Consider the following 25,999-nt stretch of genomic DNA (forward strand, 5'->3'; position numbering starts at 1 on the left):
GCCCCAGGTTTCCCCTAATCAAATTCCCCTTGCGGAAAATCAATGCTCTATAGGACACTTTGTGTCATAGCGCCGCGACGGCGCATACAAGGGGAATGGCATGAAGGTCTTGGGCATGGTGGCAGCGTTGGCGATGACGGCGGGATTGGCGGGGCACGCGCAGGCGGCGTTTCCGGAGCGGCCGATCCGGCTGGTGGTGCCGTTTGGCGCCGGCGGCATTACGGATATCGTGGCGCGGCAGGTGGGCAAGGGAATGGGGGACGTGTTGGGGCAGGGGATCGTGATCGAGAACCGGCCCGGCGCGGGCGGCGTGATCGCGGCGCAGGTGGCGGCGACGGCGCCGGCCGATGGGTACACGATATTCATGGGGACAGTGGGCACGCAGGTCGTGAACCCGTTGATCTACGCCAAGCTCAGCTATGACGCGGACAAGTTTGCGCCGGTGGGCATGGTGTCCGGGTCGCCCTATTTGCTGGCCGTGCGGTCGGGTTTGCCCGCGGCGTCGTTCGCTGAGTTCGTCAAGTATGCCAAGGCCAATCCCGCCAAGCTGAATTTCGGCTCGGCCGGCAACGCCAGCTCGCCGCACCTTGGCCTGGAGCTCCTGAAGCTGACGGCGGGCGTGGACATCGTGCATGTGCCGTTCAAGAGCGGCAGCGAAGCCGTGAATGCGGCGATCGGCGAGCAGGTGGATGTGGTGATGGATGCCAGTCCGGTCATCATGCCGCACGTCGCGTCGGGCAAGTTGCGGGCGCTGGCGGTGGCGTCGGACAAGCGGCTGCCGTCTGCGCCCGCAGTGCCAACCAGCGTCGAGGCGGGCGATGCGGGCCTGCAGATCAGTTCGTGGAATGCGTTCTTTGCACCCGCCGGCACGCCGCCGGACGTGGTGGCTGCGTTGAGCGCGGCCTTGCAAAAGACGCTGGCCTTGCCCGACTTGAAGGAACGGCTGGCCGCGCAGGGCACGCAGCTCTACACGGGTACGCCCGAGGAATATCAGCGCTTCATCGGCGGCGAAAAGACCAAGTGGGCAGAAATCGTGAAGCGCGCCAATATCAAGATGGAATAGGAGACACGCAAATGGAAAGGAGCTACGCATGAATACCGGGGCGTCCCACCCGCTGGCGGGCAAGCCGCTGGAACTGGCCGATACGCTGCGGTCGGGCAACGCATGGAAGATCCGGCTGGCCTGCGGGCTGATGGGTCTGCCGCTCAAGCGGCGCACGTTCGACATCGTTCAGGGCGACCTGGAGACCGAGGCGTTCGCGCGCATCAATCCGTGGCGGCAGGTGCCGGCGCTGTTGACGCCGGAAGGGCAGTGGCTGGCGGAGTCGCAGGCGATCCTGTGGTATCTGGGCATGGGCACGTCGTGGCTGCCCGAGGACCGGCTGGCGCAGGCGCAGGTGTCGAGCTGGTTGAGTTTCGAGCAGACCCAGCACATGCACGCGTTTGCGCAGCCGCGCCTCTTGATTCACCTGCGCCAGACCGCCAAGACGGACGATCCTGACATGGTGGCGTGGCGCGCGGCGGGCATGAAGGCCGCCGCGCTGATGGACGCTCACCTGGCCGGTCGCGAGTTTCTGGTGGGCGCCTCGCCCACCATCGCGGACATCGCGTTGTACCCCTACACGAGCATGGCGGGCGAGGGCGGTTACGACCTGTCCGGCTTTGCGAACCTCACTGCCTGGCTGGCCCGCATGCGCGCCTTGCCGGGATTTACGCCGTTGATGGAAACGGCATGACGGAGACATGATGGCCGATACGATGCACCTGGGAAAGGACGAACTGATTGCGCGCGCGCAGGCCGAGATGCAGCGCCAGTTCGACACCCCGCAATGGACATTGCGCGAGCGGCTGGCGCTGACCTGCCGCATCCTCTTTGACGGCGGGCATGATTCGGGCCTGGCGGGCCAGATCACGGCGCGCGCCGACGCGCCCGACCGCTATTTCACGCAGCGTTTGGGGTTGGGCTTCGATGAGATCACGGCCAGCAACCTGCTGCTGGTGGACGAAGACCTGCGCGTGCAGGAAGGCGGCGGCATGCCCAATCCGGCAAACCGCTTTCATTCGTGGATCTACCGCGCGCGGCCCGACGTGAACTGCATCATCCACACGCATCCGCTGCACGTGGCGTCGCTGTCGATGCTTGAGGTTCCGCTTGAGGTCTCGCACATGGACAACTGCCCGCTCTACGGCGACGTGGCGTTCCTGAAGGACTGGCCGGGCGTGCCGGTGGGCAACGAGGAAGGCGAAATCATTTCCAAGGCGCTGGGTTCCAAGCGCGCCATCCTGTTGTCGCATCACGGCATGCTGATTGCGGCCGGGTCGGTGGAAGAAGCCTGCGTGCTGGCGCTGCAGTTCGAGCGTGCCGCCCGGATGCAGCTGCTGGCGATGGCCGCGGGCAAGATCCAGCCGATTCCGCCGGAACTGGGCCGCGAGGCGCACGACTGGATTCTGACGCCCAAGCGGTCGCAGGTGGGGTTCTCGTACTACGCTCGCCGCGCCCTGCGGGCGCACCCTGATGTGCTGAGCTAGGCGAAGCAGGGCGGGGCGGCTCGACGGCGGCGGGCTTTTGGGGCATTCTTGCCGGTTGTATTTGCGCCTTCCCCGCCCATGATCGACCTGCCGCACCGCCTACGCACCCTGCGCCGCCAGCAAACCCTGTCCCTGGAACAGCTGGCGCAGCGCACGGGATTGACCAAAAGCTATCTCTCCAAACTGGAGCGGGGCCTGAGCGAGCCGTCGATTTCCACGGTGCTGCGCCTGGCCGAGGCCTATGGCGTGGGCGTGTCCCAACTGGTCGGGGACGACGGCGCCGCGCAAGACGAAGTGGTCAGCGTGGTGCGCGTGGCCGACCGGGAGGCCCTGCAGCGGCGCGGCCTGGGCAGCGAGTACCATTACGAGTCGCTGGCGGGGCGGCGCAAGGTCAAGGCGATGGAGCCTTTCGTTGTGCATCCGCCGCGCGAATTTCCGGACGCCGCTGCGGTGTTTCCGCATCCGGGCGAGGAATTCCTGCTGGTGCTCAAAGGCGCCATCGAGGTCCACGTGGGCGAACGCCAGTTCCGCCTGGAAACCGGCGATTCCGTCTATTTCGACTCTGAATTGCCGCACCGCATGCGCACGGTCAGCCGGGCCATGGCCGAGGTGCTGGTGGTGGCGGCGCACTGAACGCCCGGGGCCGGCGCACTGACTCGCTATTGAAAGACACAGGATCAACCATGAAAAACGATCAATCGCGGCTTGTCCGCATCGATGCCGGCCCGATGAAGAACCCGGTGCCCGGCAAGCCGCGCCGCCCGATTTCGGGCGATGCCGCGTTTCGTACCGTGACCGCCTTTGAAGGCAACGCGGGCAAGGCCGAGGCCGGCGTGTGGGAAAGCACGGCGGGCTCGTTCCAGTCCAACACCACCGGCTACATCGAATTCGGCTATATCGTCGAAGGCGCCGCGCGTCTGGTGGACCCGGACGGCACGGTGCACGAGCTGACCGTGGGCGAAGCCTTTGTCATGCCCGAAGGCTATACGGGCCGCTGGGAAGTCGACCACTTCGTCAAGAAGATTTATTTCATCACCCGCATGGGCTGACTCGCTCGTCTACACCCCGTCCACACCCCGGAGCAATCCTCATGACCGCAATTCCCGCTGCCCCCATGCAGGGTGCAGCGCTGCCCGCCCGCACCGCGCAGGTGGATGTCGTCTCGATCCAGTCCCAGGTCGTCTACGGCTATGTCGGCAACAACGCCGCCATGCCGGTGTTCCGCAAGGCGGGGCTGCGCGCGATTGCGCTGCCCACCGTCATCCTCAGCAATACGCCGCACTATCCCACGCTGCACGGCGGCGCGGTGCCGCTGGACTGGTTCGAAGGCTTGCTGCAAGGATTGGTTGAGCGTCGCGTGAGCCAGGTGGCGCGCGCGGTGGTCTGCGGATATCTGGGGCAGCCGGGGCAGGCCGGATTGCTGGCGCGATGGCTGTCGGCCGTGCGGGCCTCGCGTCCTGAGCTGCGGGTGTTCATCGACCCGGTGATGGGCGATCGCAATGACGGGCTCTACGTGGACGAGGGGCTCGTCGCGCAGTATCGCGATCTGCTGGTGCCGCTGGCCGAGGGCATGACGCCCAATCATTTCGAGCTGGAATTGCTGGTGGGTCGCACGCTGTCGTCGGTCGACGAAGTGGTGACTGCCGCCCGTGAGTTGATCGCGCGCGGGCCGCAGTGGATCGTCGCGACCAGCGCCGCGCCGATGACGGCGGCGCCCGGCACGTTGCAATTGGTGGTGGTCACGCAGGACGACGTCACGGTGGTGACCCACCCCGAGATCGCCATTCCACCGTCGGTGCACGGCACGGGCGACGTGTTCATGGCGGGCGTGTCGTCGCGATTGCTGAACGGCCTGACGCTGGTTCAGGCGGTGCGCGAAGCGGCAGCCCAGGTCACGGTGACGCTGCAGCGCACCCGCGAACTGGGCTGGGAAGAACTGGCCGCCGAGGGCTAACCGCAGGCGCGGCCCGCCCCGCCTGGCGCGCCTTTAGTACGTCTTGTACGGCAGGAACTTGCCGCTCATCACGATCTGCACGCGGTCGCCCTTGGGGTCGGCCTCGCGCGACAGATCCATCTTGAAGTCAATGGCGCTCATGATGCCGTCGCCAAACTCTTCGTTGATCAGCGCCTTGAAGGTGGTGCCGTAGACGTTGATCAGTTCATAGAAGCGGTAAATCAGCGGATCGGTGGGCACGGTGCTGGGCAGCGAACCCTTGTAGGGCACGACCTGCAACTGCACGACGGCGTCAGCCGGCAGGTCCAGCACGCGGGCGGCGGCCTGCGCCTGTTCCTCGGTCATGGTCATCTGGCCCAGCAGCGCGGCGGTGGTCCATTCCTTGCTCTGGCCGACGGCTTCGGCGATGGCGCCCCACGAGAGCTTTTTTTCGAGCTTGCGGGTGACGACGAGTTCGGTGACTTCAGCGCGGGACATCATGGTGGTTCACTCCTTGTGGATGGCCTTGTCGACCAGGAAGTCGACGAGATGGTTTCGGATGTCGTAATAGCGGGGTTCGTGATGCAGGCTGGCGCGCGTGCGGTCGCGCGGCAGGTCCACGGTGACGGATTCGGCGATGCGGGCGTAGGGACCGGCGCTCATGAGCAGGATGCGGTCCGACAGCAGGATGGCCTCGTCGACGTCGTGCGTGATCATGAAGACGGTCTGGCGGGTTTCCTGGACGATGGCGCGCAGCTCGTCCTGGATGGCGCCGCGGGTCAGCGCGTCCAGCGCGCCAAAGGGCTCGTCCAGCAGCAGCATCTTGGGCTGGATCGCAAAGGCGCGGGCGATGCCCACGCGCTGCTTCATGCCGCCGGACAGTTCGCAGGGCTTCTTGCCGGCGGCGTGGCCCAGCCCGACCATGTCGAGGTAACGCTGACTGTGCGCGCGCACTTGTTCGCGGCTGTAGGCCGGCCAGCGCGAACGCACGCCGAATTCCACATTTTGAAGCGCCGTCAGCCACGGCAAGAGCGCGTGGGCCTGGAAGACGACGCCGCGTTCCAGCGACGGCCCCGCGATCTGACGGCCGTCCATGATGACGATGCCTTCGTTGCTATCGTCGATGCCGGCCAGCACGTTCAGGATGGTGGTCTTGCCGCAGCCTGAGTGGCCGATGACGCAGACGAACTGGCCCTTGTCGATCTGGAAATCGATGTTCTCGAAGACGGGCGGCTGCGGACGGCCATCGCGCCCCGGGTAGCGCTTGCCCAGCCCTTGGACCTGCAGGAAAGATTGGCTCATGCGCGTTACTCCCGATAGCTCACCAGCCGCGCGGCGCGCGCCAGCAGGTTGTCCAGCAGCATGCCGATCAGGCCAATGAAGACGATGGCGCAGATGATGTTGGAGATGGACAGGTTGTTCCATTCGTTCCAGACGAAGTAGCCGATGCCGGTGCCGCCGATCAGCATTTCGGCGGCGACAATCACCAGCCACGCGATGCCGACCGAGATGCGCATGCCGGTCATGATGGTGGGTGCGGCAGCGGGCAGGATGACCTGCAGCGCGGTCCGCAGCCGCGACACTTCCAGCGTGCGCGCCACGTTCAGCCAGTCCTGCCGCACGGCGCCCACGCCGAACGCGGTGTTCACCAGCATGGGCCACAGCGAGCAGATGAAGATCACGAAGACGGCGGAAGTGTTGGCGTCCTTGATGGTGTAGAGCGCCAACGGCATCCACGCCAGTGGCGAGATCGGCTTGAGCACCTGGATGAAGGGATCGAACGCGCGGTACACCGTGCGCGACATGCCGATCAAAAATCCAAGCGGTATTGCCACCAGCGCGGCCAGGCCGAAGCCCGTCAGCACCCGCGCCACGGAGTAGCCCAGCTGGATGCCGATGCCCTTGTCGTTCGGTCCGCGGTCGTAGAACGGATCCTTCAAGTGCTGCCACAGCTGCGCGCCGACTTCGGCGGGGCCGGGGAACGGCGTCTTGGAACCGCTGGCCGCGGCGTTGCCGACCAGCGCCGCATAGGCCGGGTCCACCGTCGCCTCGCCCGCATCGGGGCGGGTGGCGGCGTGCCAGAGCAACAGGAACGCCAGGAACAGGGCGATGGACAGGAATGTGGCCCGCCAGTGTTGCACGGACCCCATCAGGTCCTCCGGATCTTGAAGCTGGCGAGGTAGGCCTCGGGCTGGCTGGGGTCGAAGGGCTTGCCCATGACGCTGAAGGTCTTGCCGGTTTCGGCGGGCGGAGTGAGGCCCGCTTCGCGCATCAGGCGCACGGCGTCGGTCGCCAGGAAGACGTCGCTTGCGACCTTCTGATAATCGACGTCGCCCTTGACCTGGCCCCAGCGCTTCATCTGCGTCAGGATCCAGACGGCGAACGACTGCCAGGGCATGGGATCGAAGTCGATGCGGTTGGGATCGGTCAGCACCTTGCCCAGGCCGTCGGCGTAGGTGCCGGTCAGCACCTGCTCGACCACGGTGACGGGCTGGTTCAGGTAGTTGGGCGCGGCGATGGCGGTGGCGATTTCCTTGCGGTTGGCAGGATTGCGGGCGTAGGCGGTGGCCTCGATGATGGCTTTCAGCAGGGCCTGATAGGTGTTGGGCATGGTGGTGACGAACTCCTTGCTGGCGGAGAACGCGCAGCAGGGGTGGCCGTCCCAGATGGCCTTGGACAAGGTGTGGATGAAGCCCACGCCGTCGTACACGGCGCGCTGGTTGACGGGATCGGGCGCCAGGAAGCCGTCGATGTTGTCGGCGCGCAGGTTGGCCACCATTTCGGGCGGCGGCACGGAGCGGATCTGCACGTCGGTGTCGGGATCCAGGCCGTGTTCGGCCAGGTAGTAGCGCAACAGGTAGTTGTGCATGGAGTAGTCGAAGGGGACGGCGAACTTGAAGCCCTTCCAGTCCTTCGGGTCGCGCCGGTCCTTGTGCTTCATGGACAGCGTGATGGCCTGGCCGTTGATGTTCTCGACGGCGGGCATGGTCCACGGCACGGCGCGGCTGGCGCCGACGCCCATCGAGATGGCGAGCGGCATGGGCGACAGCATGTGGGCGGCGTCATACTCGCCGGACATGGCCTTGTCGCGGATGAGCGCCCAGCCGGCGGTCTTGACGACTTCGACGTCCAGGCCCTGTTTGCCGTAAAAGCCCATGGGGTGCGCCATGATGATGGGCGTGGCGCAGGTGATGGGGATGAAGCCGACCTTGAGCTTCTGTTTTTCCAGCGGGCCGGCGGTCTGCGCGAAGGCTTCCTTGGCGGCGGCCAACGGGAAGATCGACGCGATGGCGGCCATGGCGGTGCCGCTGCCGACGGCGCGCAGGAAGCGGCGGCGCAGCGCATCCTGCGGGAACAGGGCGCGCATGACGGCCTGTTCGACGGCGCTGCCGGCGGCGTCGCCCTGCAAGACGGCTTGCGTGGCGCGCTCGTGTTCGGCCTGCGAGGCGTGGCGTCCGCAGCCGCATGCCAGGCGGCTGTTGGCGTCAAACGGGTTGCTGAAAAGGGACATGGTGGCTCCTTCGGTCGGGAATGGAGCCATCATGGGGCTGGCCGGCGGCGGCCGGTATCGCCGGTTCAACGATACGCGTGTAGGGGCCTTACTACGTGGTGCGCGGGTTGCGCCGGGATAGTGCGGCAGGCGCTCAGATCGCACCCAACTGGTGCGTGTTGGCGTAGGCGACCAATTCCACCAGCGTGCGGACGTTGAGCTTTTCGAAGATGCGGCTGCGGTAGGTGGAGATGGTGTTGACGGACAGGGCAAGCTGTTCGCCGATGGCCGAGACGGAGCGGCCGGCCACCAGCAGCTGCAACACCTGGAATTCGCGGTTGGACAGCAATTCGTGGGGCGGGCGGGAGCTGTCCTGGCGCACGGTGTGGGCGAGCAGTTCGGCGACAGTGGGCGTGACGTACATCTTGCCGGCGGCGGCGTTGGTCAGGGCGGCAAGCAATTCTTCGGGCTCGCAGCCCTTATTCAGATACGCATGGGCGCCGGCCCGCAGGGCGCGGACGGCGAACTGGGATTCGGGGTAGACGGAGAGCATGACGACGCCCAATCCCGGATGATCGGCGCGCACGCTTTTTAGTACATCGAGCCCGTCGCGCTCGCCAAGGGCGACGTCCAGGACGATGGCGTCGTAGTTGGCCTGGCGCAGGGCGCGCAGGGCGGCGGGGCCGTCGGCGGCTTCGTGGACAAGGGCGACGCGCGGATCTTCTTCAAGGATGCGGGCGAGGCCGCGGCGGATGATGAGGTGGTCGTCGACGATGAGCAGGTTCAGGGGCATGGCGCGGTTTCCTTCAAGCAGCCAGCGGGTTCAGGCGCAGGCGGGCGCGCATGCCGGCGCCGGGGGCGCTGTCCAGTGCAAGATCGCCGCCAATGGCGCGGGCACGCTCGCGCATGCCAAGGATGCCGAAGGTGTGGCGGTCTTCGGGCAGTTGCATGCCGACGCCGTCGTCTTCGACGGTGAGCACAAGGCCGTCGGCGCCACAGACGGCGCTGACGCTGACGCTGCGGGCGCGAGCATGCCGCTGCACGTTGGTGAGCAGTTCCTGGACGATGCGGTAGATGGCGATTTCGGCGTTGCGGTCCAGGCGCAGGCTTTCGGTGTCGGGCGGGCAAAGGTAGCGGCATTGCAGGCCGCTGCGGGTCTGCAGGTCCTGCAGCAGGGCCTCAAGGGCGGCCCAGAGGCCAAGGTGGTCGAGGACGACGGGGCGCAGGTCGTTGAGGATGCGGCGGGTGGCGCCCATGGCGGTCTGGGTGACTTCGAGCATGCGGTCAAGGTGCGCCTGGAGGTCGGGCGCGGCGCTGAGCTGGCGGCGCAGCCAGTTCAGGTCGAGCTGCAAGGCGGTGAATGAGGCGCCAAGATCGTCGTGGATGTTGCGGGCGATGTGGGCGCGTTCTTCTTCGCGCAGGGTGCTCAGGTGCGAGGACAGGCGGCGCAGGGATTCGTGGGCGGCGCTGAGTTCGGCGGTGCGTTCGCCGACGCGGCGTTCTAGCAAGGCCTGGGTGCTTTGGAGTTCGCGTTCGATCTGTTTGCGGGCGGTGATGTCTGAGAAAGTGACGACGGCGCCGACGACTTCCTGGTCGTTGCGGATGGGGTATGAGGCGTACTGAGCGTCAAAGCAGGTACCGTCGCGGCGCCAGAGCACTTCGTCGTCGGCGCGTTCGCCACGGCCGTCTCGGAAGGCTTTGAAGATGCGGCAGTCGTGGACGGGCATCAAGGTGCGGTTGGCGTGGGAGTGATGAATGAGGTAGTGCATGTTGCGGCCTACCAGTTCATCGGGGGTATAGCCGAGCATGTCGGCGCCGGCGCTGTTGATGAAGATGCAGCGGCCGCGCAGGTCGATGCCGTAGATGCCTTCGCCGGCGGATTCGAGCAGCATTTCAAGCTGGCGGCGCCAGGCGGCGTGGTGCGAGAGGTGCTTCAGGTCGGCGAACATGAATGGCTTTGCTTGTGCTTTATCTGTCCGGGGCTAGCGGCCCGGATCCCCTTGGTGCGCGGTGTTTTTGGGTGCGCTTTGGGGCGGAGTTTACGGGACGGGGTTGGAGTTTCGGGGGGATTGAGGGAAATCCCTTTGTTGGTTTTCTCTGGTGGTTCTTGCGGGGTCTGGGGCGGGCTTGGTGCGGGTTCTTGAGACGCCCGGCACGGCGGCGGCCTGGGTGCGCGGGGCTACGATTGCGGTCCGGAGCCTTCGCTCCGGACTGCCCCGTCGTCATCGTCGTTGTCGCCTTCGGCGACTGCCTTCCGATTCCCTCGGGCGCATCTACACGCCCCGCGCACCCAGGCCGCCGCCGCGCCGGGCTGCGTCGTAAAAGGTCGGGCGGCCGTTGGGGAGGGTGGCTTGCTTGACCTTTTTCTACAGGTCTGTTCGGGTTCGGAAGATCTTGCGGGGCTGCCAGATGTCGGCCGCGCGGGCGGCCTTATCTGGCGTTCGGGTGTCTTGCGTCGGCGCTCGATAGCGAGGTGTCTGACACCCGTTGAATTGCGGCGGCGTTCTATAGCAAGGTGTCTGACACCCGTTGAATTGCCGTCACGGGCTGACGCCCCTCTCTCCCGGGTGTCTGACACCGTCTCGCCAACAGAGATAGACCCCAAACGCGCGCCCAAAGTAAATCGCCGGCGTTTCAAGCCGGCGATTTTCATTCAACGATTCCGTGCCGCTTTAAGCCCTTACGGAATCAGCGACAGGCCCACGCGGAACTGGCTTTCGTTGCGCTGGTTGTAGCCCAGCAGCGTTTCGCCGTAGCCGTTGAAGTACTGCAGGTGCAGGTAGCCGTTCCAGTTCAGGAACGTGCGTTGCAGCGGCCAGGCGAAGTCCAGTTGGGTGGTGCGGCGGCGTTGGTCGCCCTGGCGGTACATGGCGGTGACGACCGCGCCGTTGTCCTGGGCCCAGCGCAGTTGCCAGTCGACGTGGCCGGCGTAGGCGGAGTAGTCGCTGTTCTCGTTGGCGACGGCGAAGTAGGCCTTGACCTTGGGGGCGAAGGTGAGGGTGCTGCCGCCGTCGAAGCGGTAGTGGAAGCGCGGTTCGATGTAGCCGTCGTTCAGGGAGCGCGAGTCTTCGCCGTCCTTGCCGTTGGAGGCATGTTCGACGCCGACGTTCATGCCGATGCGCCAGTTCTGGTTTTCGGATTTCCAGACGTCGTCGGATAGCCAGAAGACGCTGGGGTTGAAGGTGGTGTCGATGAAGGGCTTGGAGTCGCTTTCCAGGTCCCAGAGCGAGGTCTGGGTGTAGCCCAGGTAGAAGTCGTCGTGCCAGGTGTCTGCGCTGCCGCGGGGGCTGATGAGGCGGTATTTGGCGCTGATCTGGAAGCGGGCAGTGGTCAGGCCGCGGGTGCCGACGGCGAAGTAGACGGGTTTGTAGGCCGAGAAGGCGCTGCGGAATTTGTCGAAGGCGGCCTGTTCGACGGTCTGTTCGACGGCGGCGGCGGGGGCGGGGCCGGCTTCGGGCGAGGCACCTGCCGCGGCGACGGCGGCGGGCGGGACGGGCTGGCCGCTGCGGGCGTCGACGACGGGGGTTTGGGCGGGCGTGGTGGCCAGGGTGCCACTATCGCGGCCGGTGGCGTCCAGCGCCATCATGGACGGTTGGCCTTCGATGGAGACGGCTTGCAGGCCGCGCGCGGTGGCGGGCACTTCGGCGGTCCAGGACATGCGGGCGAAGTTGTTGACGGGCACGCTGTAGTTGTCGCGGCCGCTTTTCAGTTTGGCCAGGCTGCGCACGATCTGGCCGTTGGGGCTGCGCCACTGGAGGACGAGTTCAGGCGGGGCCTGCCAGTCCACGCGCGAGCCCCCTTCGTTGAAGAACACGGCCTCGATGGTGACGGTTTCGCCGGGCGCCGCGGAGGGGCGGTCCAGCCGGTAAGACACGCCTGCCGCGGCGGAGCCGGCCGCGCCCAGGGCCAGGATGGCGGCGATGAGGCGGGAAGTGGGAGAGCGATGAAAGGGACGGCTGGAGGTCATTGAGGACGTGTATGGTTTTTGTGATGAGGCAATGTAGCATCGTCCCCGGCAACAGTTTGTAAGTCAGGCTAATTGGTTGTATGGGCTGTAAGCAATGCGAAAACCCCGCGCATTGTCGACAATGCGCGGGGCTTGGAGAGAGGTGTTGCGCGAAGGCGCTGCGCGGCGGATCCGGCGGGCCTTGCGGCACGATGATCGGCGGTTATTCGCCGAACTTGATGCCTTGGGCCAGCGGCAGGTTGCGCGAGTAGTTGATGGTGTTGGTGGCGCGGCGCATGTAGTTGCGCCAGGCGTCGGAACCGGACTCGCGGCCGCCGCCGGTTTCCTTTTCGCCGCCGAAGGCGCCGCCGATTTCGGCGCCAGAGGTGCCGATGTTGACGTTGGCGATGCCGCAGTCGGAGCCGGCGGCCGACAGGAAGGTTTCGGCTTCGCGCAGGTCGTTGGTGAAGATGGCGGACGACAGGCCTTGCGGCACGCCGTTCTGCATGGCGAGCGCGTCGTTGAAGTCCTTGTAGCGCATCACGTAGAGGATGGGCGCGAAGGTTTCATGGCAGACGACGTCGGTCTGGCCAGGCATTTCGGCGATGGCGGGGCGCACGTACCAGGCGTCGGGGTATTGGTCGGCCAGCACGCGTTCGCCGCCGGCGACCTTGCCGCCTTGTTCGCGTGCGGCGGTCAGGGCAGCCTGCATGGCGTCGAAGGAGGCGCGGTCGATCAGGGGGCCGACCAGGTTGCCGCTGTCGAGCGGGTTGCCGATGGGGGCGCTGGCATAGGCCTTGTGCAGGCGCTGGACCAGTTCGTCGGCAATGCTTTCGTGAACGATGAGGCGGCGGGTGGTGGTGCAGCGCTGGCCAGCGGTGCCGATGGCGCCGAAGACGATGCCGCGCGCGGCCATGTCCAGGTCGGCCGTGGGGCCGACGATGATGGCGTTGTTGCCGCCCAGTTCCAGCAGGACGCGGCCGAAGCGCTGCGCGACGCGCGGTCCGACCTGGCGGCCCATGCGGGTGGAGCCGGTGGCGGACACCAGTGCGACCGTGTGCGAGTCGACCAAGGCTTCGCCGACTTCGCGGCCGCCGATCAGGACTTCGGACAGGCCGGCGGGGGCGTCGCCAAAGCGTTGCACGGCTTGCGCGAAGAGGGCCTGGCAGGCGAGGGCCGTGAGCGGCGTCTTTTCCGACGGCTTCCAGACGACGGCGTTGCCGCAAACCATCGCCAGCGCGGCGTTCCAGGACCAGACGGCGACGGGGAAGTTGAAGGCGCTGATGACGCCGACGACGCCCAGCGGATGCCAGGTTTCCATCATGCGGTGGCCGGGGCGTTCGGAGGCGATGGTCAGGCCGTAGAGCTGACGCGACAGGCCGACGGCGAAGTCGCAGATGTCGATCATTTCCTGCACTTCGCCTTCGCCCTCGGCAACGATCTTGCCGGCTTCCAGGCTGACCAGGCGGCCGAGTTCCTGCTTGTGCTGGCGCAGGGTCTCGCCAAATAGGCGGATCAGCTCGCCTCGGCGGGGGGCGGGGACGTCGCGCCATGCCAGGCTGGCTTGGCGGGCGCGGGTGATAGCGGCGTGGGCCTGGGCCACCGTGTGCTCATGCACCTGCGCCAGCTCGGCGCCGTCGATCGGGCTGCGGGCGATCAGGGTGCCGCCGGTGAGCGCGCTGGAGTTGAGTCCAAGATTGCGCAGGATGTCTTGAGGAGTGTCCATGCCGGTTCCTTCAATGCCTAGCGAAGTCAGCGTCTTCGCTTAAGGGTTATGCCTAAGTGGCGATTCTGGAAAAAAATTTACTATACGAAACTATGACGTGAAATGCGAAATATTTTTGAGGTGCACTGCACCTGAAGGTGAATTCGTGGCCGAACCCTTGCTCGTAGTTCAGGCAGTCAGAAAGACCTATCAGCGCGACGGGCATCCCCCGCATCTGGCGTTGGACGGCATCGATTGCCAGCTCGAACGCGGCGAGGTGATGGTGGTGGTGGGTCCATCCGGCTCGGGCAAGAGCACGTTGCTGCGCACCTTGAATGGTCTGGAAAGCATCGACAGCGGCAGCATCCGCGTGAACGGCGTGTCGCTCACGGACCCGGCCACAGACGTCAACCGCTGGCGCACCGACGTGGGCATGGTGTTCCAGCACTTCAACCTGTTCCAACACCGTACTGCGCTCGACAACGTGGCGCTACCCCAGCGCGTCGTGCGCGGGCGCAGCCGCGCCGACGCCGAGCGCTACGCCCGCGAGCTGCTGGGCCGCGTCGGCATGGCGGAATTTGGCGATCGCTATCCCAGCCAGTTGTCTGGCGGTCAGCAGCAGCGTGTGGCCATTGCACGCGCGCTGGCGATGGACCCGCAACTGATGCTGTTCGACGAAGCCACGTCGGCGCTCGATCCCGAGACGGTGGGCGGCATTCTTGAATTGATGCGCGCACTGGCGCGCGACGGCATGACGATGGCGGTTGTGACGCACGAAATGGGGTTTGCCCGCGACGTGGGCGACCGCGCGCTCTTCATGGATGCCGGCCGCATCGTGGAAATGGGCACGCCCGACGAAGTGTTCGGCCACCCCAAAGAGGCGCGCACCCGCGCTTTCCTGGAAAAGATTCTGTAGTCCCGCCGGTCCGGCTTATCCGGGCGCTGCCGGCGCGATGTGCCTTGCCCGGAACGATATGGGTCCAATCACCAAAGGGGTTAGAAATGCTGAAGATCAAACAATGGCTGGGCGTGGCCAGCGTCGCCCTGGCGGCCGCCACCGTGGCCCTGCCGGCACAGGCGGACGAACTTTCCGACATCATCAAGCGCGGTGAATTGCGCGTGGCGGTGCAGACTTCCGGGCCGCTGATGAGCTTCATGGACAAGTCGGGCAAGCGCACGGGGCTGGCAGTGGAAGTGGCCAAGCGCATGGCGGACGACCTGGGCGTGAAGCTGGTGCTGCAGGATTATGAATGGAAGGGCCTGTTGCCTGCGCTGCTGTCGGGCAAGGCCGACATGGTGGCCGCGGACATGACGCCCACGCCGCAGCGCGCCGCGCAGGTGCTGTTCTCGCTGCCCATGTTCTACGCCGACACCGTCGCCGTGGTGCCCAAGGATTCCCCGTACAAGAACTTCACCGAACTGAACAAGTCCGGCGTCACCGTCGGCGCGCTGGGCGCCAGTACCTATGCCGAAGTCGGCAAGAAGATGCTGCCGTCGGCCACGCTGAAGGAGTTCTCGGGCGGCAGCGCCCCGGTCGGCCAGGCGCTGTCCAGCGGCCGGCTGGACGCGGGGATCATGTCGCTGTCCACCGCCAACCAGTTCCTCGTGGACTTCGGCAACCTGCGCGTGCTGGAAGGCGTCATGGTGCGCGAGCCGCTGGCGTTCGCCGTCGGCCCCAACGCATTCCGCCTGAAGTTCTGGCTGGACAACTGGCAGACGCTGAAGACCGCCGACAACTCGCTGCCGGAGCTGGTGCAGTACTGGTACTCGACCGATTGGAAGAAAGACCACTGATCGGAGACGGGACCGCCCATGGACTGGCTGATCGATTTCTATAACTGGCGCATCGTCAGCCAGTACACGGGCCAATTCGCCGAAGGCCTGGCCAATACGCTGATTGCCGCGGGCGCAAGCCTCGTGCTGTCGGTGCTGGCCGGGGTGCCGCTGGCGCTTGCCCATATGTCGTCCCGCGGCGCGGTGTGGCGCCCGGTGGCGGCCTATGTGCAATTCGTGCGCTCCACGCCGCTGCTCGTGCAGATCTACCTGGTCTATTACGCGGTGCCGTACCTGGTGCCCGGCGCCAAGGGTTGGAGCGAGATGGTGCTGGGCATCATCGCCATGACCGTGCACCATGCGGCCTACATGAGCGAAATCATCCGCGTCGGCATCGAGTCCGTGCCGCGTGGCCAGATCGAAGGCGCCAAGGCCTGCGGCATGAACTACCACCAGCGCCTGCGCTACGTGGTGCTGCCGCAAGCCTTCGCCAATACGCTGCCGCCGCTGTTGGGCCAGACCGCCGTGCTGATCAAGGACACCTCGCTGCTGTCGCTGATCACGGTGTTTGAACTGGTGGCCGCCGGCGTGCAGATGAACAGCGAACGCATCGTGCCCAACGAAGCCTTCCTGACCATCGCCGCAGGCTATCTGCTGATCTACTGCGTCATGCTGCTGCTGTCCAAGGGCGTAAGCCTGTGGCTGGCCGGCCCGGCCTGGAACGCGAGGTAACCATGCTGGAATCCTATCTCTCCACCGCCGGCGTCGTCTTGCCCTTTCTGCTCAAGGGCTTCTGGGAAACGCTGAAGATCTCCTTCGTAGCCATCATCGCGGGGTCGCTGCTGGGCTTTGTCATCGGCGTGATCCGCAGCTACCGCATTCGCGGCGTGCACCAGATCCTGGGTCTATACATCCACATCCTGCGCGGCACGCCATTCCTGGTGCAGCTCTACATCTTCTACTTCGTGCTGCCCAGCTCCGGCATTGAAATGCTGCACTGGGATTCCGGCACGGCGGCCTTCGTGGCGCTGTCGGTCTACACGTCCTGCTACGTGGCGGAAATTGTCATGGGCGCCATCCAGGCCGTGCCGCGCGGCCAGACCGAAGGCGCGATGACGCTGGGACTGCGACCGCTGCAGATCCTGTGGCTGGTCATCCTGCCGCAGGCCATGCGCCTGATCGTGCAGCCCATGAGCGGCGTCTACGTGATGCTGATCAAAAGCACCGCCATCCTGTCGGTCGTCGGCATCACCGAACTGACCCGCCAGGGCGAAGTCTTCATCATCACGTTCCCGGCGAAATCGCTTTTCATCTACGGCATGATCGCCGCCATCTACTTCATCTACTGCTACCCGCTCCTGCGCCTGGCCAACTGGCTGGAAAAGCGCCTGACCGGGGGCCTGCAAGGCGCGGGCCTGCACTGAGCGGACACCATGGTCTCCGAGTACATCGACACCTACTACAAGCGCACGCTCGCCGACAGCGAAACCTACTATCCGCCGCTGGCGGGTGCGGCCAGCGCCGACGTCTGCGTGATCGGGGCGGGCCTGGCGGGCCTGTCCACCGCGCTGGAACTGGCCCGGCGCGGCCGTAACGTCACCCTGCTGGAGGCGCGGCGCATTGCCTGGGGGGCGTCGGGCAGAAACGGCGGCTCGGTGTCGCCGGCCTTTTCGGCCGGCGCCGATGCCATCCGCAAGCACGTCGACGAAGACCACTACCGCCAGCTTTACCGGCTGTCGATGGAAGGCGTCGAGATCATCCGCAACAACATCCGCGATCTGCGAATCGCCGACGCCCACAAGGTGGACGGTCGCCTGCGCGTCGTGCGCTACGAGGCGACCGACGCGCTGCGCCAGTGGTGTGACAGCCAGCAGCGCGACTTCGGGCGCGACGTGCGGCTGCTCTCGCGCAGCGAGGTCCGCGAACGGCTGGTGTCGGACGTCTACTTCCAGGGGATAGAAGACCCGTCGTCCTTTCACTTCCATCCGCTGAACTACGCCCGCGCGCTGGCCCGCGAGTGCGTCCGGCTGGGCGTTCGCATCCATGAAGACTCGCCGGTCGTGCACGCCACGCTCGACGGCGCGGTCAAGCACCTGAAGACCGAACAAGGGCAGATCGACGCCGCCAACGTCGTGCTGGCCACCGGCGGCTACACCGGCGACGTCGTGCCCGCCTTGCGGCGCGCCATGCTGCCCATCGCCACCTACATCATGCTGACCGAACCGCTGGGCGACCGCGTCCGCGAAGCCATCCGCAGCAACGCCGCCATCGGCGACGACCGGCGCGCCGGCAACTATTACCGCGTCCTCGATGGCGGCCGCATCGGCTGGGGCAGTAGAATCACCACCCGTGTCGACGACCCGCCCGATCTGGCCGAGTCCCTGCGCCGCGAATTGCTTGGCGTCTACCCGCAATTACAGGGGGTGCGCGTTGAGGCGGCGTGGTCGGGACGCATGGCCTACGCGCGGCACCTGATGCCGCAGATCGGGCTGCTGGGCCCGGGCGTCTGGTACTGCACGGCGTTTGGCGGCCACGGCATGAACACCACCTCCATAGGCGGACGCGTCGTGGCCGAGGGGATCACCGGCGACACGCAGCGCTACAAGCTCTTCGAACCGTTCGGGTTGGCCTGGAATGGCGGGAGCCTGGGCACGGCGGCGGTTCAGCTGACTTATTGGTCTTACCAGGCGCGCGATTGGTGGCGTGAACGTCAATCGCGGGGCTGATTATTGCGGGCCTGATTATTCAGGCCCGACTACTGCGGGCATGACAGGGTGTAGAGAATGCAAGGCAACAAACAGAGCGCATTGGCACAACGGCTGCGAGCCTTGCGCCAGGCGCGCGCGTGGACGCTGAAGCAGGCGGCCGAGGCCACCGGCGTGTCCGCGTCGACCCTGTCAAAGATCGAGAACAGCCTGCTGTCCCCCACCTATGACAACCTGATCAAGATCGCCGCCGGCCTGGACCTGGACGTCGCCGAACTCTTCACCGCGTCCGACGCCCACATGGGCACCGGCCGCCGCAGCCTCAGCCGCCAGGGCGAAGGCCGCCAATACGAAACCCCGTACTACGACCACCGCCTGCTGTGCACCGCGCTGTCCCACAAGCGCATGATGCCGTTCCACACGCGCGTCAAGGCCCGCTCCTTCGACGAATTCCAGGACTGGAGCCGCCATGGGGGAGAGGAATTTGTCTATGTGCTGGAGGGAGAGGTGCAGCTCTATACGGAGTTCTATGAGCCCGCGCGGTTGAAGGCGGGAGAGAGCTTCTATATAGACAGCCGCATGGGGCACCGGGTGATCAGCCTGAGCCCGGAGGATGCGATCGTGCTGTGGGTGTCCACGCATACGGACATTGGCGAGGAGTAGGGGGCGCCTGGCATAGGGCGCCCAGCTAGGGGCGCCCCGCGTGGGGGCGACAAACTTTTTTCCGCAACAGGGTAAAATGCGCGGCCCGGACAGGTTCCGGGCGTCTTCACACCGCGCGGCAGTAGCTCAGCTGGATAGAGCACGGGCCTTCTAAGCCTGAGGTCGGGGGTTCGAGCCCCTCCTGCCGCGCCAGAAATAATAATTAAATAAATTGGTCGTGTCGGTGTTGGGGGGCGGGCGCTTACGCCCACATAGCGGCATTGAAGTCGGCAGTATTCCAAAAGCTCGCGGATAATCGAGCCTGCGCACGGCCCCAATTTCTTTACGAGGGGTAACACGCATCCGTTCGCTCCGGCTTTTCCCTCCCGGTGGTGGGGTTCCCCCGCATCCCGCATGTGCCGCCAGCCGGGATCAATTAAACGCGGCGGATGTCACGCAGTATCGAGCGGGGAACGCGGACTATGATGCCGTACAAGTAGGGTCAGGTGTTTGTTCATGACAGTCATTTCACTCAACCCGGCTCCACTAAACCACTGTGCTATAGCAGGTATTTAGCCTGGGGATGCCAATAGTGATGTGTAAACGCTATTAACTCTACCTGAGAATGTGAATTCGCAACGTCGCCGGCACTTGGAACACGTTGCCATTATCGTCGCGCAGGTTGAACCAATGTCTCAGCTGGACGATGCCTTCGTTGCGGGAATTGGCAATGGAGACTTCTCTAGGCGGTAGGTAGATATTGTTGTGGTAGATGCCGCGGCTATTTGCTCGAACGGGAAACGATCCCCCAAGAATTCTATTGAATCTGGTAACTGGAGATATAGGCGTTCCGTCCAGTAGTACCCATTGTGCATCCTCGCTTTCAACTTGAAAGCCAACATTGTTTAATGACTGAAACACATAATTGACGGGACGATATCCGTTAGGGTATATGCCGACGGTATCTGGATCGGCTGCTACTCTAAGTGATGCTTTGTGGTCCGAGTCATTCGACTTATTTCCACCACAATTCGCATATCCCTGCTTGGCGGCGGCAAGACTGTCCGCTCGAGATGGGTAGTCGGACGTCCCTTGCTCCAGTCGAAGCTTATAGAATAAGTCCTCTAATGTCTTGGCGTCTCCTCCAAGACTCGCAACAGCGCATCCCGCGCTCAGGTCGGCTTCTGTTTCCATTTGCAATCTTGGTATGTGTTGTCGACCCTCAAAGTGCTGGTTATAGATATGTCCCAGTTCGTGGCCCAGTAATGCAACAGCCAAAAATTTATCTGTTCCGATGGTTTCCCTCAGCCACGTATTATTTATCGCGATATACTCGCCTTCGGGGATCGGTGCATTTTTTTTCGTGGCTCGCCACGCTATTGCGGTGCGAATGTAGTTTTCGCAGTAGGTAATTTTTATGGTCCCCTGGAATGCGATGCGTCTTGCAATGTCCGAGACAATTACTTCTACCTCAGAAGGCGAAACACCGAGAGCAGGGCCCATCTTCGCTTCTCTTGCGAGGTGCGTTTGAACGCATAGCGCAACGTCATCGTTGGACCTTGCAATGCTGGGGAATGTACTAATTATGATGCTCATCGCTATAATCAAAGTACGCATTAGGGCTCCCCGATATCTATGTCATAAAGAACATCAAACGAGGGGGTGGCGCCAACCCCTGAGATGACGCATTCATCGCGCAAAAATGGACCGGTCGGAGTTCCTTTTAGCGTTCCTGCGTACAATTTTGATTCACACGATCTTCTGTCCTTCAATCCTTTTAAAATTGTGCCATTGGCCTTAATCCAACGGTTGAACTCCTGCGCTGCGAAATCATGTTTTTCTTGATTTACAAGTACTAAAAGTGTGGAGTTTTTGAAGTTCTTCTTTCCGACATTAAACGCAAATGAGGAGAGCGCGCTGAATTGGTTTTCGCTAATCGGCTTTGTAACGAGGGAATGTACGGCTTCTCTTGCGCTTTGGGTGTCAGTTTCTAATAGAAGGCGCCCGTCGCTAACGCTTAGCGGTTTTGAGAAGTTTCCCAGAGTAGAATCTTTGCATGCGCTTTTGGATATTAGATGGCCATAACCGATAGTGCAAAATCCAGCGGGATCGTCGTATGCGGTAGGGCGCCACCCTTCAAAGTCCATTAGCAATAGCATTCCGATAGGAATTAGGGTCGGGGCCGGCGGGTTGGGCGCGGCTCCCAGTGCCTTGCTGTCGAAATCCTCGATTTGACTTCTAGGAACTAAATACTGTGCTTGGGTCGTCGTTACGCAGAACAACAACACCGAAGCAAAAAAACGATTGGCCACTGTGATGTTCATTTCGCTATCCTTTGTAAATGGCAGCCCGTGAAGGCATAAAAAAATGAATGGCCGTTATTAATTTATATGAGATGGTTGGTGACCCGCATACCAAATATTGAGTATGCGCATGGTAGGGTTTTCATCACTGTTGGTGTGCAGGCGATAACGAGCAGGTCACCGCGAGCGGCACGGCCGGTTCGGTGCGTTCACGACTTGTCGATGTCGTCTCCATATGGGGCGTGGTTATCAGCCGCTTAGGATCCGGATTTGATGGCATGCGCATTGGCGTTCGCCGCTTTGCCGAGCAGGGGAATTGCTGCTGACTGCGCTGGGGCAGTGATCTTCGGTGTAGGAGGGGTAAATCGCGCCTTGGTCTTGTCGGAAAGAAAGATCATCCTTCGTAAAGATGAACATTATTATTTTCGACGCTACAAGCATACTTACCATCCGAAAAACGCTGAGGCTTGAGCATTAGTTCACTTATGCAGCGCGGGCAAAGCGTTCTTGGCGGATGGGAAGTGCGGACCATGGCTCCGAGAGCAACAGCAGCAGCACCGGCCGACTTATGCAAGAGGTGGCTCGCATCGGCGCCGCTGATTGGAAGGATCCATCAGTCGGGTCAGCCCATTTGTCCGGAATTCTGGGGCATGAGCCTGTGAACCTTCACTGGTGGCGTTGTGGCGATGACCTGTCTAACCCAATTAAATCAGGCGATCAGTCGGTGTGTGAGTCGTCAACGAGGCATCATCAGAATAAAACCTCCTCTCACGACGCCTATCGCTGACTAGGAGATGGTCATAGTGCCGAAAGACACCCTTTCTTTTTGATCCCGATTCCTCTGCGCCCCGGAGCCCCGCACACTTCGATTCGACCCATCCCCTTCGACAGATGGATCAATCAAGCCCAACCCAACCCCGCCGCCTCACCAAAATATAGTGGATTAAATCAACTAATAAGCCTATAGTCGCTCCGTGGCCGCGGCTTCTTGCGGTGACAGCAACCGAACGATCAGGAGCAGGCATGACCCGGACTTATCACACGATTCTGTTTGACGTGCAGGACCATGTCGCCACGGTGACGTTGAACCGGCCCGAGAGTCGTAACGCGCTTAGCTCGCAGATGTGCGCGGAGCTGGTGCATGTCATGGAGGCGATTGCGGCGGATCCCGGCGTGCATGTGGCGCTGATCATGGGCAACGGCCTGGCGTTTTGCGCGGGCGCTGACCTCAAGGAGCGCAAGACCATGAACAGCCAGGAGATGACGGCGCGGCGGGTGCAGGGTTTTGCCGCCTATGCCGCCATTGAGCGGCTGCCGCAGCCTGTGGTGGCCGTGGTCCATGGTCCGGCGTTTGGTTCGGGTTGCGAGATCGCGGGCGCCTGTGATTTTGTGTTGGCCTCCAGCGAGGCCGTGTTCTGCTACCCCGAAGTGGGTTGGGGGACGGTGGGCGCGACGCAGCGTCTGCCGCGTATTGCCGGCCCTCGCAAGGCCAAAGAGCTGTTGTTTACCGGCCGCCGGTTCGACGCCGCCGAGGCGCGCGAGATCGGGCTGGTCAACCATGTGTATGCGCCCGATGCGCTGCGTCAGGAAGCGCTGGCCATGGCGGCCGCCATGGCCCGGGCCCAGCCGCTGACGATGCGGCTGACCAAACGCAGCATCGACCAGGGCCTTGCCACGACGCGCGAAGGCGCGATGGCCATCGAACTGCTGGCCATTGAAGAAAACCTGCGTGGCACGGATTGGCAAGGTGCGATTGCCGGCTTTGGCAAGGAGCCGCAAGCATGAAGACGATGACGCTGGCGGCCGAATTGGCGCAGACGGTGGCGGTGCGAGGCCAGCAAGAGGCCTTTGTCGCCCCGGGCGAACGTTTCAGCTGGGATGAACTGGCTGCCGGGGCGCGGTTGCGCGCGCAGGCGATGTATGCGGCCGGTGTGCGCCGGGGCGACCATGTTGGCATCTTTCTCGGCAATGGCGGCGACTGGCTGCAGCTGTTTTACGCGTGCGCCCTGATAGGCGCGGTGACGGTGCCGGTCAATACCCGGTTCAAGACGGAAGAGCTGGCGTTCTGCCTGCAACAGGCAGACGTCAAGCTGCTGCTGACCGCCGATACGTTTCTGGGCATCGACTTCCTGGATCTGCTGCAAACGGTGGAGCCCGCTCTGGCTGAAAGCCTGCCAGGCGCGGTGCTGCCGAGGCTGGAGAAAGTGGTGGTGCTGGGCGATCGCGGGCTGCCGGGCACGACCGCCTGGGCAGACTTCATCGAGGGTGCAACCCGGGCCGATGCCGCCGGTTTTGATGCCGCTGCGCGCGCCGTGAGCAGCGACGATGTGCTGCTGATTCAATACACGTCGGGCACGACGTCCTTTCCGAAGGGCGTCATGCTCACCCATGCCAATATGCTGGGCAACGCGGCGGCAGTGGCGCAGCGCATGGGCGTGCAGCCGGAAGATCGCTATTTCAGTATCCGCCCGTACTTCCACGTGGCCGGCACCACGCTGTCCATTCTGGTGAGTCTGGTGACGGGATGCTGCCTGCTGACCTTGCCGCGTTTTGAAGTGGGCGACGCCTTGCGCATGCTGGACGAGGAGCGTTGCACGCTGACGTCCGGCAACGACACCATCTTCCTGATGCTGATGGGGCACCCGGATTTTGACCGGCAGCGGATCCATTTGCGAGGCGGTTGGGCCGCGGCTGGTCCCGAGGTGATGCAGAAGATCCGCGATGTCATGGGCGTGCCCTCGGTGTGCAACGCCTATGGGCAATCAGAAGCGTCGCCCAATATCGTCATGTCGGCCTGGGATGATGCTTTTTCGCTGCGCGCGCAGGGCTGGGCCTTGCCGCATCCCGGCATGGAAATCCGTCTGGTCGATCCGGCCACCGGCGCGGTGGTGGCGCTTGGCGGGCAAGGCGAGATCCAGGCGCGTGGCTGGAGCGTGATGAAGGGCTATTACAAGATGCCCGAGGCAACCGCTCGCGCGCTGAGCGCGGATGGTTGGCTAAGCACCGGCGACCTGGGAGAAATGGATGCCGAGGGCCGCTTGCGCATGGTGGGCCGCTTGAAGGACATGTTCCGGGTCGGTGGCGAAAACGTGGCGCCCGCCGAGGTTGAAGAGGTCCTGCATGGTCATCCCGCCGTGCGCATGGCGCAGGTGGTGGGCGTGCCGGACGCCCGGCTGGGCGAAGTGCCGGCCGCTTTTGTGCTGCTACGTGAAGACCAGCAGGCCGAGACCGCCGAGCTCATCGCCTGGTGCAAGAGCCGTTGCGCCAATTTCAAAGTGCCGCGCTATCTGGAAATCGTCGATACCTTTGAGAACATCGGCATGACCGGGAGCTCCAAGGTGCAGAAGAACAAGTTGCGCGCCCACGCGGTCAGCCTGTTCGGCCTGGGAGAAAAGCCATGACGCGCGACGTGGTGCTGTGCGAGTGTTTTGCCCGCGATGGCCTGCAGCATGAGCCGGATTTCATTGCGACAGGCGTCAAGACCGAATTGGTCGACGCGTTTGCGGCGCTGGGCTTCGAGCGGGTGGAGGCAACCTCGTATTCCAATCCCAAGGTGGTGCCGCAGTTTGCCGATGCCAGCGAGATGCTGGCCGCGCTGCCGCGACGGGACGGCGTCTGGTACAAGGCGACCTGCGCCAATGAGCGCGCCGTGCAGCGGGCGCTGGCGGATCTGGAGCAGGGGCAGGGCGCCAACGAGATCAGCTTGCTGGTATCGGCCAGCGAATCGCATTCTGAGCGCAACCTGAAGCGCAGCCGCGCGGATCAATGGGAGAACATCGCCGGGATGGCCAGGCTGGCCAGTGGCCGATTTCGCATGATCGGCACGATCTCGGTGGCGTTCGGGTGCCCCTTTGAAGGCGCGGTCTCGGCTAATAGCGTACTGCGCGACGCCGAGCGTTACGCCGCGCTAGGGGTGAACATCGTCACGCTGGGCGACACCACCGGCATGGCCACGCCGCAAACCGTGCGCGACTTGTATGGCGCCCTGCAACGCGAATTCCCGCAGCTCACGCTGGTGGCCCATTTTCATGACACCCGCGCAACCGGCCTGGTGAATTACGTGGCGGCGCTGGACGCCGGCGTACGCTGGTTCGATTGCGCCGTCGGCGGCGTGGGGGGGCATCCGGCAAAGGTGAAGTATGGCGGGGGCCATACCGGCAATGTGGCGACCGAAGACCTGGTCAATCTGTTCGAATCCATGGGGGTGCGCACGGGTCTGGACCTGGACGCACTGGCTGTCGTGTCGCAGCGTTGCCGCGCGGTGCTGGGGCGCGACCTGCACAGCCGCGTGGCCGACAGCGGCTTCAATCCGCTGATCCGCGCCGGCGCTTGAGCGGCGTTTGTATATCATGCCCTCGTCACCGCAACCGCTCCAAGAGAACTCCATGGCAACTCGAAGCAAGCTTTCCTCGGGCCGTACCGCGCCCGCCGCGCTCAAGGAGCTGTTTTCCTATCGCTTGAACCGGCTGGCCTACGTGTCCAGCCGCATTGCGGCGGGCCTGAACGAAAGCCGCTATGGCGTGGGTCCGCGTGAGTGGCGGATCCTGGCCTTGCTGGGCGCCGCGCCCAATATGTCGTTGAACGCACTGGCTCGGGAAGCCAACATCGACAAAAGCCAGGCGAGCCGCACGGTGTCCGACCTGATCGACCGCGGTCTGATCGAGCGCTGCGCGGATGCCCAGGATGCGCGCGGGGTCAACCTGGACCTGACGCGCGCCGGGAAAAAGCTCTATCAAGAGATGTTTCCCGCTGCCGTTGAGCGTAACGAGGAGATGCTGGCGGTGCTGAGCGAAGACGAGCGCGAAGTGCTGGAGCGAGCCCTGGAAAAGATGACGACGCACATGCTGGACATGCTCAATGACTTGAAGGCCGAAGTGCCGGCCCGCCGCGGCCGCGGCGTCCAGCCGCGCTGAGACGATTGCCTGTCCAAGACAGGCTTTCTTTTATTCATAAAGTTGATTAAATCAATTAAA

The 25,999-nt window shown here is 63.9% G+C and carries 26 protein-coding genes and 1 tRNA gene; 17 read left to right on the forward strand and 10 right to left on the reverse strand.

Going from position 1 to position 25,999, the window contains the following annotated elements; translation table 11 throughout:
* Positions 1–100 precede the first annotated feature (100 nt).
* The 6 genes from ASD87_RS15170 (at position 101) to pdxK (ending at position 4,483) form a co-directional block, all read left to right on the forward strand.
* Positions 101–1,063 (forward strand): tripartite tricarboxylate transporter substrate binding protein, encoded by a 963-nt coding sequence (locus tag ASD87_RS15170; protein ID WP_056323105.1) that lies wholly within the window; start codon positions 101–103, stop codon positions 1,061–1,063.
* 28 nt (positions 1,064–1,091) lie between these two features.
* Positions 1,092–1,736, forward strand: a complete 645-nt coding sequence (locus ASD87_RS15175) for a glutathione S-transferase family protein (RefSeq protein WP_056323107.1) — start codon at positions 1,092–1,094, stop codon at positions 1,734–1,736.
* Between the two features lie 10 nt (positions 1,737–1,746).
* Positions 1,747–2,529, forward strand: coding sequence for an aldolase (locus ASD87_RS15180; protein WP_056324545.1), 783 nt, complete (start codon positions 1,747–1,749; stop codon positions 2,527–2,529).
* Positions 2,530–2,607: 78 nt separating this feature from the next.
* Positions 2,608–3,162: a helix-turn-helix domain-containing protein gene (locus ASD87_RS15185; protein ID WP_056323110.1), complete on the forward strand. Its 555-nt coding sequence runs from the start codon at positions 2,608–2,610 to the stop codon at positions 3,160–3,162.
* Positions 3,163–3,212: 50 nt separating this feature from the next.
* The gene (locus tag ASD87_RS15190) at positions 3,213–3,578 is read left to right on the forward strand and encodes a cupin domain-containing protein (RefSeq protein WP_056323113.1); all 366 of its coding nucleotides are present in this window, start codon (positions 3,213–3,215) and stop codon (positions 3,576–3,578) included.
* A 41-nt stretch (positions 3,579–3,619) separates the two neighbouring features.
* Positions 3,620–4,483 carry a pyridoxine/pyridoxal/pyridoxamine kinase gene (gene pdxK, locus ASD87_RS15195; RefSeq protein WP_056323120.1) on the forward strand — a complete coding sequence of 288 codons (864 nt, stop codon included), beginning with the start codon at positions 3,620–3,622 and terminating at the stop codon, positions 4,481–4,483.
* A gap of 33 nt (positions 4,484–4,516) precedes the next feature.
* On the opposite strand, the gene cynS is transcribed toward pdxK, so the two are convergent.
* The 8 genes from cynS to ASD87_RS15235 all read right to left on the reverse strand — a co-directional run bounded on the left by cynS (position 4,517) and on the right by ASD87_RS15235 (position 13,624).
* Positions 4,517–4,960, reverse strand: coding sequence for a cyanase (cynS, locus tag ASD87_RS15200; RefSeq protein WP_056324548.1), 444 nt, complete (start codon positions 4,958–4,960; stop codon positions 4,517–4,519).
* Positions 4,961–4,969: 9 nt separating this feature from the next.
* Positions 4,970–5,764: an ABC transporter ATP-binding protein gene (locus tag ASD87_RS15205; RefSeq protein ID WP_056323122.1), complete on the reverse strand. Its 795-nt coding sequence runs from the start codon at positions 5,762–5,764 to the stop codon at positions 4,970–4,972.
* A 5-nt stretch (positions 5,765–5,769) separates the two neighbouring features.
* Positions 5,770–6,612 (reverse strand): nitrate ABC transporter permease, encoded by an 843-nt coding sequence (ntrB, locus tag ASD87_RS15210; RefSeq protein ID WP_056323123.1) that lies wholly within the window; start codon positions 6,610–6,612, stop codon positions 5,770–5,772.
* Positions 6,612–7,973, reverse strand: coding sequence for a CmpA/NrtA family ABC transporter substrate-binding protein (locus ASD87_RS15215; protein ID WP_056323124.1), 1,362 nt, complete (start codon positions 7,971–7,973; stop codon positions 6,612–6,614). Before ASD87_RS15215 ends, ntrB begins: the two co-directional genes overlap by 1 nt.
* A gap of 133 nt (positions 7,974–8,106) precedes the next feature.
* Positions 8,107–8,745 (reverse strand): response regulator transcription factor, encoded by a 639-nt coding sequence (locus ASD87_RS15220; RefSeq protein WP_056323127.1) that lies wholly within the window; start codon positions 8,743–8,745, stop codon positions 8,107–8,109.
* Between the two features lie 13 nt (positions 8,746–8,758).
* A complete protein-coding gene (locus ASD87_RS15225; RefSeq protein WP_056323130.1) occupies positions 8,759–9,901 on the reverse strand; it encodes a PAS domain-containing sensor histidine kinase in 1,143 nt (380 codons plus the stop codon).
* A gap of 731 nt (positions 9,902–10,632) precedes the next feature.
* Positions 10,633–11,919 (reverse strand): phospholipase A, encoded by a 1,287-nt coding sequence (locus ASD87_RS15230; RefSeq protein WP_056323133.1) that lies wholly within the window; start codon positions 11,917–11,919, stop codon positions 10,633–10,635.
* 202 nt (positions 11,920–12,121) lie between these two features.
* Positions 12,122–13,624 (reverse strand): aldehyde dehydrogenase family protein, encoded by a 1,503-nt coding sequence (locus ASD87_RS15235; protein ID WP_056323135.1) that lies wholly within the window; start codon positions 13,622–13,624, stop codon positions 12,122–12,124.
* A 145-nt stretch (positions 13,625–13,769) separates the two neighbouring features.
* Here ASD87_RS15235 and ASD87_RS15240 point away from each other — a divergent pair, with 145 nt between their 5' ends.
* The 7 genes from ASD87_RS15240 (at position 13,770) to ASD87_RS15270 (ending at position 18,936) form a co-directional block, all read left to right on the forward strand.
* Positions 13,770–14,519 (forward strand): amino acid ABC transporter ATP-binding protein, encoded by a 750-nt coding sequence (locus tag ASD87_RS15240; protein WP_056323137.1) that lies wholly within the window; start codon positions 13,770–13,772, stop codon positions 14,517–14,519.
* A gap of 86 nt (positions 14,520–14,605) precedes the next feature.
* Positions 14,606–15,397: an ABC transporter substrate-binding protein gene (locus ASD87_RS15245; protein ID WP_056323140.1), complete on the forward strand. Its 792-nt coding sequence runs from the start codon at positions 14,606–14,608 to the stop codon at positions 15,395–15,397.
* Between the two features lie 18 nt (positions 15,398–15,415).
* Positions 15,416–16,108, forward strand: coding sequence for an amino acid ABC transporter permease (locus ASD87_RS15250; RefSeq protein ID WP_056323141.1), 693 nt, complete (start codon positions 15,416–15,418; stop codon positions 16,106–16,108).
* A gap of 2 nt (positions 16,109–16,110) precedes the next feature.
* Complete coding sequence (locus ASD87_RS15255; RefSeq protein WP_056323142.1) at positions 16,111–16,800, forward strand: amino acid ABC transporter permease; 690 nt, start codon at positions 16,111–16,113, stop codon at positions 16,798–16,800.
* Positions 16,801–16,809: 9 nt separating this feature from the next.
* The gene (locus tag ASD87_RS15260) at positions 16,810–18,102 is read left to right on the forward strand and encodes an FAD-binding oxidoreductase (protein WP_056323143.1); all 1,293 of its coding nucleotides are present in this window, start codon (positions 16,810–16,812) and stop codon (positions 18,100–18,102) included.
* A 57-nt stretch (positions 18,103–18,159) separates the two neighbouring features.
* Positions 18,160–18,744 (forward strand): helix-turn-helix domain-containing protein, encoded by a 585-nt coding sequence (locus ASD87_RS15265; protein WP_056323144.1) that lies wholly within the window; start codon positions 18,160–18,162, stop codon positions 18,742–18,744.
* A gap of 115 nt (positions 18,745–18,859) precedes the next feature.
* Positions 18,860–18,936: transfer RNA gene (locus ASD87_RS15270), tRNA-Arg, on the forward strand.
* Between the two features lie 402 nt (positions 18,937–19,338).
* On the opposite strand, the gene ASD87_RS26920 is transcribed toward ASD87_RS15270, so the two are convergent.
* Both ASD87_RS26920 and ASD87_RS26620 read right to left on the reverse strand, forming a co-directional pair.
* On the reverse strand, positions 19,339–20,340 hold the full coding sequence (locus ASD87_RS26920) for a M48 family metalloprotease (protein ID WP_142054104.1): 1,002 nt from the start codon (positions 20,338–20,340) through the stop codon (positions 19,339–19,341).
* Positions 20,340–21,047 carry a lysozyme gene (locus ASD87_RS26620; RefSeq protein WP_082586301.1) on the reverse strand — a complete coding sequence of 236 codons (708 nt, stop codon included), beginning with the start codon at positions 21,045–21,047 and terminating at the stop codon, positions 20,340–20,342. Before ASD87_RS26620 ends, ASD87_RS26920 begins: the two co-directional genes overlap by 1 nt.
* Before the next feature lie 1,002 nt (positions 21,048–22,049).
* Here ASD87_RS26620 and ASD87_RS15275 point away from each other — a divergent pair.
* Genes ASD87_RS15275 through ASD87_RS15290 form a run of 4 tightly spaced genes read left to right on the forward strand, consistent with a single transcriptional unit; the run spans position 22,050 to position 25,939 of the window.
* Positions 22,050–22,811 (forward strand): enoyl-CoA hydratase/isomerase family protein, encoded by a 762-nt coding sequence (locus ASD87_RS15275; RefSeq protein ID WP_056323145.1) that lies wholly within the window; start codon positions 22,050–22,052, stop codon positions 22,809–22,811.
* The gene (locus ASD87_RS15280) at positions 22,808–24,427 is read left to right on the forward strand and encodes an AMP-binding protein (RefSeq protein ID WP_056323147.1); all 1,620 of its coding nucleotides are present in this window, start codon (positions 22,808–22,810) and stop codon (positions 24,425–24,427) included. Before ASD87_RS15275 ends, ASD87_RS15280 begins: the two co-directional genes overlap by 4 nt.
* Entirely contained in the window at positions 24,424–25,359 is a 936-nt protein-coding gene (locus ASD87_RS15285) for a hydroxymethylglutaryl-CoA lyase (RefSeq protein WP_056323150.1), read from the forward strand. Before ASD87_RS15280 ends, ASD87_RS15285 begins: the two co-directional genes overlap by 4 nt.
* Positions 25,360–25,411: 52 nt before the next feature.
* Positions 25,412–25,939 carry a MarR family winged helix-turn-helix transcriptional regulator gene (locus ASD87_RS15290; protein WP_056323153.1) on the forward strand — a complete coding sequence of 176 codons (528 nt, stop codon included), beginning with the start codon at positions 25,412–25,414 and terminating at the stop codon, positions 25,937–25,939.
* Positions 25,940–25,999: the final 60 nt, after the last annotated feature.

Source organism: Achromobacter sp. Root170 (assembly GCF_001428165.1).
GTDB classification, from domain to species: Bacteria; Pseudomonadota; Gammaproteobacteria; order Burkholderiales; family Burkholderiaceae_B; genus Achromobacter; species Achromobacter mucicolens.

Coding starts and splice junctions, on each gene's coding strand:
- ASD87_RS15170 (WP_056323105.1), top strand. CDS start 101: ATGAAGGTCTTGGGCATGGTGGCAGCGTTGGCGATGACGGCGGGATTG.
- ASD87_RS15175 (WP_056323107.1), top strand. CDS start 1,092: ATGAATACCGGGGCGTCCCACCCGCTGGCGGGCAAGCCGCTGGAACTG.
- ASD87_RS15180 (WP_056324545.1), top strand. CDS start 1,747: ATGGCCGATACGATGCACCTGGGAAAGGACGAACTGATTGCGCGCGCG.
- ASD87_RS15185 (WP_056323110.1), top strand. CDS start 2,608: ATGATCGACCTGCCGCACCGCCTACGCACCCTGCGCCGCCAGCAAACC.
- ASD87_RS15190 (WP_056323113.1), top strand. CDS start 3,213: ATGAAAAACGATCAATCGCGGCTTGTCCGCATCGATGCCGGCCCGATG.
- pdxK (WP_056323120.1), top strand. CDS start 3,620: ATGACCGCAATTCCCGCTGCCCCCATGCAGGGTGCAGCGCTGCCCGCC.
- cynS (WP_056324548.1), bottom strand. CDS start 4,960: ATGTCCCGCGCTGAAGTCACCGAACTCGTCGTCACCCGCAAGCTCGAA.
- ASD87_RS15205 (WP_056323122.1), bottom strand. CDS start 5,764: ATGAGCCAATCTTTCCTGCAGGTCCAAGGGCTGGGCAAGCGCTACCCG.
- ntrB (WP_056323123.1), bottom strand. CDS start 6,612: ATGGGGTCCGTGCAACACTGGCGGGCCACATTCCTGTCCATCGCCCTG.
- ASD87_RS15215 (WP_056323124.1), bottom strand. CDS start 7,973: ATGTCCCTTTTCAGCAACCCGTTTGACGCCAACAGCCGCCTGGCATGC.
- ASD87_RS15220 (WP_056323127.1), bottom strand. CDS start 8,745: ATGCCCCTGAACCTGCTCATCGTCGACGACCACCTCATCATCCGCCGC.
- ASD87_RS15225 (WP_056323130.1), bottom strand. CDS start 9,901: ATGTTCGCCGACCTGAAGCACCTCTCGCACCACGCCGCCTGGCGCCGC.
- ASD87_RS15230 (WP_056323133.1), bottom strand. CDS start 11,919: ATGACCTCCAGCCGTCCCTTTCATCGCTCTCCCACTTCCCGCCTCATC.
- ASD87_RS15235 (WP_056323135.1), bottom strand. CDS start 13,624: ATGGACACTCCTCAAGACATCCTGCGCAATCTTGGACTCAACTCCAGC.
- ASD87_RS15245 (WP_056323140.1), top strand. CDS start 14,606: ATGCTGAAGATCAAACAATGGCTGGGCGTGGCCAGCGTCGCCCTGGCG.
- ASD87_RS15250 (WP_056323141.1), top strand. CDS start 15,416: ATGGACTGGCTGATCGATTTCTATAACTGGCGCATCGTCAGCCAGTAC.
- ASD87_RS15255 (WP_056323142.1), top strand. CDS start 16,111: ATGCTGGAATCCTATCTCTCCACCGCCGGCGTCGTCTTGCCCTTTCTG.
- ASD87_RS15260 (WP_056323143.1), top strand. CDS start 16,810: ATGGTCTCCGAGTACATCGACACCTACTACAAGCGCACGCTCGCCGAC.
- ASD87_RS15265 (WP_056323144.1), top strand. CDS start 18,160: ATGCAAGGCAACAAACAGAGCGCATTGGCACAACGGCTGCGAGCCTTG.
- ASD87_RS26920 (WP_142054104.1), bottom strand. CDS start 20,340: ATGCGTACTTTGATTATAGCGATGAGCATCATAATTAGTACATTCCCC.
- ASD87_RS26620 (WP_082586301.1), bottom strand. CDS start 21,047: ATGAACATCACAGTGGCCAATCGTTTTTTTGCTTCGGTGTTGTTGTTC.
- ASD87_RS15275 (WP_056323145.1), top strand. CDS start 22,050: ATGACCCGGACTTATCACACGATTCTGTTTGACGTGCAGGACCATGTC.
- ASD87_RS15280 (WP_056323147.1), top strand. CDS start 22,808: ATGAAGACGATGACGCTGGCGGCCGAATTGGCGCAGACGGTGGCGGTG.
- ASD87_RS15285 (WP_056323150.1), top strand. CDS start 24,424: ATGACGCGCGACGTGGTGCTGTGCGAGTGTTTTGCCCGCGATGGCCTG.
- ASD87_RS15290 (WP_056323153.1), top strand. CDS start 25,412: ATGGCAACTCGAAGCAAGCTTTCCTCGGGCCGTACCGCGCCCGCCGCG.